The 7,672-nt window shown below is 57.1% G+C and carries 6 protein-coding genes and 1 pseudogene; all 7 read left to right on the top strand.

Annotated features, from left to right (window positions below):
• Positions 1 to 264: 264 nt before the first annotated feature.
• Positions 265 to 1,203 (top strand): quinolinate synthase NadA, encoded by a 939-nt coding sequence (gene nadA / locus PACILC2_RS24485; RefSeq protein ID WP_062489603.1) that lies wholly within the window; start codon positions 265 to 267, stop codon positions 1,201 to 1,203.
• Between the two features lie 43 nt (positions 1,204 to 1,246).
• The gene (gene nadB, locus PACILC2_RS24480) at positions 1,247 to 2,866 is read left to right on the top strand and encodes an L-aspartate oxidase (RefSeq protein ID WP_213531497.1); all 1,620 of its coding nucleotides are present in this window, start codon (positions 1,247 to 1,249) and stop codon (positions 2,864 to 2,866) included.
• The gene (gene nadC / locus PACILC2_RS24475) at positions 2,859 to 3,755 is read left to right on the top strand and encodes a carboxylating nicotinate-nucleotide diphosphorylase (protein WP_213531495.1); all 897 of its coding nucleotides are present in this window, start codon (positions 2,859 to 2,861) and stop codon (positions 3,753 to 3,755) included. Before nadB ends, nadC begins: the two co-directional genes overlap by 8 nt.
• Positions 3,752 to 4,519: a type III pantothenate kinase gene (locus PACILC2_RS24470; protein ID WP_062489597.1), complete on the top strand. Its 768-nt coding sequence runs from the start codon at positions 3,752 to 3,754 to the stop codon at positions 4,517 to 4,519. Before nadC ends, PACILC2_RS24470 begins: the two co-directional genes overlap by 4 nt.
• Before the next feature lie 79 nt (positions 4,520 to 4,598).
• Positions 4,599 to 5,500, top strand: a pseudogene (hslO, locus tag PACILC2_RS24465) (Hsp33 family molecular chaperone HslO).
• A 31-nt stretch (positions 5,501 to 5,531) separates the two neighbouring features.
• Complete coding sequence (locus PACILC2_RS24460) at positions 5,532 to 6,491, top strand: peptidylprolyl isomerase (protein WP_160327746.1); 960 nt, start codon at positions 5,532 to 5,534, stop codon at positions 6,489 to 6,491.
• A gap of 105 nt (positions 6,492 to 6,596) precedes the next feature.
• The gene (cysK, locus tag PACILC2_RS24455) at positions 6,597 to 7,535 is read left to right on the top strand and encodes a cysteine synthase A (protein ID WP_062489591.1); all 939 of its coding nucleotides are present in this window, start codon (positions 6,597 to 6,599) and stop codon (positions 7,533 to 7,535) included.
• The last annotated feature ends 137 nt before the right edge of the window (positions 7,536 to 7,672 follow it).

Below are 7,672 nucleotides of genomic sequence, written 5' to 3'. Positions count from 1 at the left end.
TTCTGCAATAAAAACCGGAATGAACGTGCGGCCATGGTATGGCGTCTAATCCGGCGCAATGGCCATTTTGCCTGGAACGGACCGGTGGTTTTTCTCATTGACATGGATAAATACCTTGTGTAAATTTAATGATAATTAAATGAAATGGCATACAGGGGACTCGGTAGTGTACGTTTTCCCGCAAGCTTGTGCATAAGTTCACAAAGTCGCAGGGGGCATTATGCGAGGCCAAAGCCAGTCAGATCCGAAGAGGAGATGTCAATCATGGAAGCATTGGCGCTGGAGCGCAAGGCGGAGCAGAACCGCCAGCTGCGCGATCGGCTTATGGAATTGAAGAAAGAGCGCAACGCGATTATTCTGGCCCACTATTATCAGCGGGATGAAATTCAGGAAGTGGCGGATTTCCGAGGCGACTCGTTTTTGCTTGCCCAGAAGGCCGCGCAGACCGATGCCGATGTCATCGTGTTTTGCGGTGTTCATTTTATGGGCGAGAGCGCTAAAATTCTGGCTCCCAATAAGACCGTTCTCATTCCCGACGAGCGGGCGGGCTGCCCGATGGCGGATATGGTGAACGTCGATGGCCTTCGCAAGCTGAAAGCACAGCACCCGAATGCGACGGTTGTAACATATATCAACTCGTCCGCCGAGGTGAAAGCGGAGACCGACATTTGCTGCACGTCAGCGAACGCGGTGAAGGTGGTCAACTCGGTGGAAAGCGACGAAGTGATCTGGGTTCCGGACAAAAATCTCGGTCATTACGTCCAGCAGCAAACGGACAAGAAGATGATCATCTGGGAAGGATACTGCAACACGCACGACATGCTGACGGTGAAGGATGTCGAGGAGATGAAAGCGAAGTATCCGAACGCCCAGTTCGTCGTTCATCCGGAGTGCCGTCCGGAAGTCGTGGCGCTTGGAGACTTCGTCGGCAGTACGACCGCAATCATTAAATATTGCAGAGAATCCGATCATAAGGAATTTATCGTCGGAACGGAAGACGGCACGGGATACCAACTGCGTATGGACAGTCCGGATAAAACGTTCCATTTTGCCACCAAATATTTGGTTTGTCCGAACATGAAAGTCAACAATCTGAAGAAGCTGGTCAAATGTCTGGAGACGATGCAGCCGCAAGTTTACGTGCCGCCGCATGTCGCCGACAAGGCCCGCTTGTCGCTGGAGCGCATGCTGCAGGTCAAATGACCGCGCGCCGTTCTGATGTATTGCCCGGGAGGCTATAGTTGCCATGATTCCAAGATATCTCGTTAACGTATCGCTCCAGCAGCTCCCTGTCGTGGAGAAAGATGTTATCGTCATAGGGGCCGGCATTGCCGGCCTTTTTACCGCCATCAAGGCGAGCGAAAGTAATTCGGTTCTGGTTATTACGAAGAAATCGTTAATGGACAGCAATACGCGTTACGCCCAGGGCGGCATTGCCGCCGTCATTTCCGACGACGATTCGCCCGAATACCATCGCCAGGATACGCTTGTGGCAGGGGTCGGACTATGCTCGCAAGATGCGGTCGATGTGCTCGTTCACGAAGGGCCGGAAGGGGTGCGGGACCTTATCCGGATGGGCACCCATTTCGATCAGGAAAACGGCGAATTCGCGCTGACGAAGGAAGGCGCGCATAGTCAACGCCGCATTTTGCATGCGAACGGAGACGCCACCGGTTACGAGATCGTGCGGGCGCTGTCGGAGAAAGCCGTCGGCAATCCGGCAATTGAGATCTGGGACGATCATTTTGTCATCGACTTGATAACCGAGGACGGCGAATGCTGCGGCGCGCTCGTGCAGAAGCCTGACGGAAAGCAGCTGTTCGTGCGCGGCAAAGCTGTCGTCCTGTGCTCCGGCGGAACCGGCCAGCTGTACCGTTATACGACGAATCCCGATGTCGCCACAGGCGACGGTATCGCGATGGCTTATCGCGCGGGCGCCTATATTCAGGACATGGAATTTATTCAATTTCATCCGACCTCGCTCTGTTATCCCGGCGCTCCCCGATTCCTGATTTCCGAAGCGGTGCGCGGCGAAGGTGCGATACTGCGCAATATTAAAGGCGAGCGCTTCATGGAACGCTATCATCCTCAGCTGGAGCTGGCACCGCGCGACGTCGTGGCAAGGGCGATCGTGAGCGAGATGGAAGCGACGAAGTCGACATTCGTTTATTTGGACATCACGCATGAGCCGGCGGATATGGTGAAGCACCGGTTTCCGAACATTTACGATTTTTGCCTCAACTACGGTCTGGATCTGACAACCGACTGGATTCCGGTAGCTCCGGCTGCGCATTATATGATGGGCGGGGTCAAAACCGATTTGCACGGGGAAACCAATATTCGCCGATTGTTCGCATGCGGGGAAGTGTCTTCGACCGGCGTTCATGGAGCGAACCGTCTGGCCAGCAATTCGCTGTCGGAAGCGATTGTATTTGGCCGCCGCATCGTCGAGCGAATTAACGAACTGCCCCCCGTCGAAGGATTGCCGATCCCGGATATCCGGGAAGAGCGGAGCCGCGGCGGCGTACCGATGCAAGCGGTCGTCGAGCGGCGTCTCAAGCTGCAGAAGGTGATGGTTCGCTATGTCGGTTTGCGGCGCGATGCGAAGGGACTCGCCAAAGGACTGGAAGAGCTGAAGCGCCAACTGCCGATATTCGAGTCGGTATTGACGAGGCGGGAAGAATTCGAGTTTGCCAACCTTCTTGTTTGCGCGCTGTTGACGACGCAAGCGGCCTTGGCCCGCGAGGAGAGCCGGGGCGCGCATTATCGCGAGGATTTCCCGGAGAGGGACGATGAGCGCTGGCGCAAGCATACGGTGCTGCACCGGCTGCAAGGTTTGACGGGGGAGCGGATTGACGATGATTGATAACGGATTCTCCTATGAGTTCGAAGGGTATAATGAAGCGTTGAAGGAGCAAATCCGCCGCTGGCTGGCGGAGGACGTCGGCAGCGGGGACATTACGACCGCTGTCACAATTCCGGGAGGCAGCCAGTCCAAGGCGGTTATTCATGTGAAGGAGGACGGGGTTGTGGCCGGATTGCCGGCCGCTCGTCTCGTATTCGAAGTCGTCGACCCCGGATTGCGCTTCCGGCCGCTGAGGCAGGACGGCCAGCGGGTAACGAAGGGCGACGTGCTGGCCGAAGTGGAAGGCAGCACGCACAGCCTCTTGACGGGCGAGCGTCTGGCGCTCAATCTGATGCAGCGGATGTCCGGCATCGCGACCAAGACAAGACGTTTTGTCGAGGCGCTGGAGGGGCTGCCGGTCCGCCTTGTCGATACGCGCAAGACGACCCCGGGCCACCGGTTGTTGGAGAAATATGCCGTACGTGTCGGCGGAGGGGCCAATCACCGGTTCGGCCTGTACGACGCCGTCATGATCAAGGACAACCATATCAAGGCCGCCGGCGGCATCCGGCAGGCGGTGGAGGCGGCTCGGGCGCGCATTCCGCATACGATGAAAATCGAAGTCGAGACCGAGTCACTTGAGCAAGTGGACGAAGCGCTCGAATGCGGCGCCGACATTATTATGCTCGACAACATGCCGTACGATCGAATGAGGGAAGCCGTTCTTCGCATTAAGAGCCGGTCTCCCCATGTGATTACGGAAGCGTCCGGCGGCGTCCGTCTGGATACGGTGCGCGCGATTGCGGAATGCGGCGTCGACGTCATTTCCGTCGGAGGGCTTACGTATTCGTTCGATTCCCTCGATATCAGCCTCGATTTGAATGCAAAGAAGGGCGGGAACCCGTCATGATTTTGGTTATCGATGTCGGAAATACCAATATTGTGCTTGGTATATATAAGAAGAAGGAGCTGCTCCATCATTGGCGTCTCAGTACGAATCGGGCCGCGACGGTGGACGAATACGGCATCACCATTCACAACTTGTTTCAATATGCAAATTTGCCGATGGACCGGATCGAAGGGGTCGTCATTTCGTCCGTTGTGCCGCCGCTGATGCGCACGTTGGAGCAGCTGTGCCTGAAATATTTGCGAAGGACGCCGCTTGTCGTCGGACCGGGAATGAAGACCGGATTGAATATCCGTTACGAAAACCCGCGCGAGGTCGGGGCGGACCGGATCGTCAATTCTGTCGCAGGTATCGAGAAATACGGCACGCCGCTCATTATCGTCGATTTCGGAACGGCGACGACGTTCGATTTCATCGACGAGCATGGCGATTATTTGGGCGGGGCCATCGTTCCGGGCATCCAGATTTCGACCGAAGCGCTATACCAGCGCGCCGCCAAGCTTCCCCGTATCGAGCTGGCCAAGCCGCGCAGCGTGATCGGCCGGAATCCGGTAACGTCGATGCAGGCCGGCATTATATTCGGATACGCCGGACAAGTCGACGGCATCGTCCGGCGCATCCGGGCGGAGTTCGGCGTTCGGCCCAAAGTGGTCGCGACGGGCGGGTTGGCCGAGCTGATCGCTTCCGAATCGGAGACGATCGAGGAGATCGATCCGCTTCTTACCCTGGACGGGTTGCGTCTCATTTACGAGCGAAACCGGGACTAAAGCTTTGCCAGGGATCATCTATTGGTACACCGCAGACATTGTTCATAAATAAATCGGGTAGAAAACGGAGGGATTATTAATGAATGAGCCGTTACAGGATATTTTGGTCCGGGGAACGGCATGGGGGGCAGCATTCGTGTCTTCGCGGCCCGGACTACACGGCTTGTGGACGAGATGCGCCGGCGTCACGGCACGCTTCCGACAGCGACGGCCGCACTCGGACGGGCGGCGACGGCCGCCGCGATGATGGGCGCCATGCTGAAAGGCGACGAGAAGCTTACGGTGCAAATCAAAGGGGAAGGACCGCTCGGGCAAATCGTCGTCGATGCCAACGCGAAGGGCGAAGTGCGCGGATACGTCGATCATCCCTCCGTCCATCTGGCCAGCAATTCACAAGGGAAGCTTGACGTGGCAGGAGCCGTCGGCCGAAACGGACATCTTCATATTATCAAGGATCTGGGGCTGAAGGAGCCGTACCGGGGCAGCGTGCCGATCATTTCCGGCGAGCTCGGGGAAGACTTCACTTATTATTTTGCCGTATCGGAGCAGACGCCTTCGGCAGTCGGTCTTGGCGTGCTGGTCGATACGGACGGCTCCGTCCTTCATGCCGGAGGGTTCATCATTCAGATCCTCCCGGGTCTGACCGATGCGGAGCTCGACAAGCTGGAACGGGCCATCGGCGCGATGCCGCCCGTGACGTCGCTGCTCGATCAGGGCGAGACGCCGGAAGAAATATTGCGTTTTGCCGTCGGCGACGATTTGCAAATTCACGATACGATGGAGCTTCGTTTTCAATGCAAGTGCAGCCGGGATCGGGTCGAACGGACGTTAATCAGCATGGGGGAGGAAGAACTCCGATCGTTGGCCGAAGAGGAAGGAAAGGCCGAGGTCGTCTGCCACTTCTGCAATGAGGCCTATTCGTTTGACAAACCGCAGCTGGAAGCGCTGCTGCACCGGGTCAAGGCGAAGAACGGCACATAACGGAGGCCCGGAACAGATGAGGAGAGCGGGCTTGCTGAAGAGCATTGTTGTGTTTCAGGCGATATGCCTGATTGCGTTGTCGGCTTTCGTTATCAGCCGAACCGTTCCGGCTTACCCGAGCGAAGAGGCGGGTGCGCCGACGGATGAAGAAGAGTCGCCGGACGGCCGCGAGCAGACGGACGGCAGCGTTGTCGCCCGGGTCGGCTCCGGCGTCATAACGGAGGACGAGTGGGTATCCGAATTGATCCGCCAGTACGGGGACACCGTGCTGCGGACGATGATGATACGCCGGGCTATCGATCTGGAAGCGGCCAAATACGGCATTACGGTGCGGGATGAAGAGATTGAAGGCGAGCTTATGCTGCGCGTGCTCGGCTACGGGAGCGAAGAAGCTTTCTACGATGCGATGAAGGACCAGCTCGGCTTGACCGAAGAGGACGTATGGAAGGATGCGCGCTACCGGCTGTTGCTGGAGAAGATCGCCACCCGTACGATTTCCGTGACGGATAAAGAGATCGACGACTATCTTCGCGAATATGGCCAGCAGTTTCAGGGGACGACGCAATACCGGCTGGCCTGGATTGTGACCGATACGTACGATGAGGCGGAACGCGTATTGGATCTGCTTGAGGAAGGGGAAAGCTTCGAGCGTCTGGCGAGCGAATATTCCAAGGACGAATTTACGGCGGATAACGGCGGCGATCTCGGACTTGTCGACCAGAACGACCCGTTTCTCGATCCTGCCCTGCTGGAAGCTGCCGGCCGTTTGGAGATCGGCTCCGCAACCGGACCGCTCAAGGTGAAGGAAGGGTATGCCGTAGTACGGCTGCTCGAGAAGCGGGAAGCGACCGCGCTTAGCGGAGACTTGCTCCGCGAGGCGGCACGCCGACAAATCGCGCTTTCCGTTGCCAAGCCGCTTCGGGAAGTCGAGGAGGAGCTGCTGTCGAAATATGCAGTCGTCCTAAAACCGGCTTTTCAAAGCGGAAATTAGGCCCTTTGGCGGAAATCGGGTATTGACAATAGATGACATCCATTGGTAAGATGGAATCAGGCAAAACCTACTGAAATAGTCGGAATAACAAGGAGGCTTGCATTCATGGCCAAAATTGTCAACAGTATTACCGAGCTGATCGGTGATACGCCGCTTGTTCGATTGAACCGTCTCGTCCCGGAAGATAGCGCAGAAATTTATGTCAAGCTGGAATACCAAAACCCGGGAGCAAGCGTCAAGGACCGGATTGCGATCAGCATGATCGAAGTTGCCGAGCAAGAAGGACGAATCAAACCGGGCGACACCATTATCGAGCCGACCAGCGGCAATACCGGTATCGGTCTGGCGATGGTAGCCGCTGCGAAAGGATATCGGGCCATTCTGGTCATGCCGGAAACGATGAGCATCGAGCGCCGCAACTTGCTTCGCGCTTATGGCGCCGAACTGGTGCTGACGCCGGGCTCGGAAGGAATGAACGGCGCGGTGAAGAAAGCGGAAGAGATTCTGAAGGAGAATCCGAACTACTTCATGCCGCAGCAATTCAAAAACCCGGCCAATGTCAAAATTCACCGCGAAACGACGGGTCCGGAAATCGTCGAGGCGATTCAATCGCTGGACGGCAAGCTGGATGCGTTCGTGGCCGGCATTGGCACCGGCGGTACGATTACAGGTGCGGGTCAAGTGCTGAAGCAGCATTTCCCGAATATTCGCATTTATGCCGTAGAACCTGCTGCTTCCCCGCTTCTGTCCGGCGGCAAACCCGGACCTCATAAAATCCAGGGAATCGGCGCCAACTTCGTGCCGGACATTCTGGACCGGGAAGTTTATGACGGTGTTATTACCGTCGAGAACGAAGATGCGTTCGAAACGGCGCGCCGTTCCGCCAAGGAAGAAGGAATTCTGTGCGGCATCTCTTCGGGCGCAGCCATTTTCGCGGCTTTGAAAGTCGCCAAAGAACTGGGCAAAGGCAAACGCGTCGTCGCCGTCGTTCCGAGCAACGGGGAGCGCTATCTCAGCACGCCGCTGTTTAATTTCGAGAATTGATAGCATCCGCGCAGCGGATGCGGAGCCCTTTCGGCGCTCCGCCGCTGCAACGCGAATGCACCAGGCAGTCTCCGGCGCCGGCCGGGGCCTGTGCCTCGTCGTTTTGGGCTTTGGGCGTTCGTTTCCGTTCCCGCCTT

The sequence above is a fragment of the Paenibacillus cisolokensis genome, assembly GCF_018403665.1.
GTDB classification, from domain to species: Bacteria; Bacillota; Bacilli; order Paenibacillales; family Paenibacillaceae; genus Paenibacillus_AH; species Paenibacillus_AH cisolokensis.
This window is presented reverse-complemented; position numbering and strand designations above follow the sequence as displayed.

Bases quoted from the DNA above. Each gene is read 5' to 3' on its own strand.
- nadA (WP_062489603.1), top strand. From the start codon at position 265: ATGGAAGCATTGGCGCTGGAGCGCAAGGCGGAGCAGAACCGCCAGCTG.
- nadB (WP_213531497.1), top strand. From the start codon at position 1,247: ATGATTCCAAGATATCTCGTTAACGTATCGCTCCAGCAGCTCCCTGTC.
- nadC (WP_213531495.1), top strand. From the start codon at position 2,859: ATGATTGATAACGGATTCTCCTATGAGTTCGAAGGGTATAATGAAGCG.
- PACILC2_RS24470 (WP_062489597.1), top strand. From the start codon at position 3,752: ATGATTTTGGTTATCGATGTCGGAAATACCAATATTGTGCTTGGTATA.
- cysK (WP_062489591.1), top strand. From the start codon at position 6,597: ATGGCCAAAATTGTCAACAGTATTACCGAGCTGATCGGTGATACGCCG.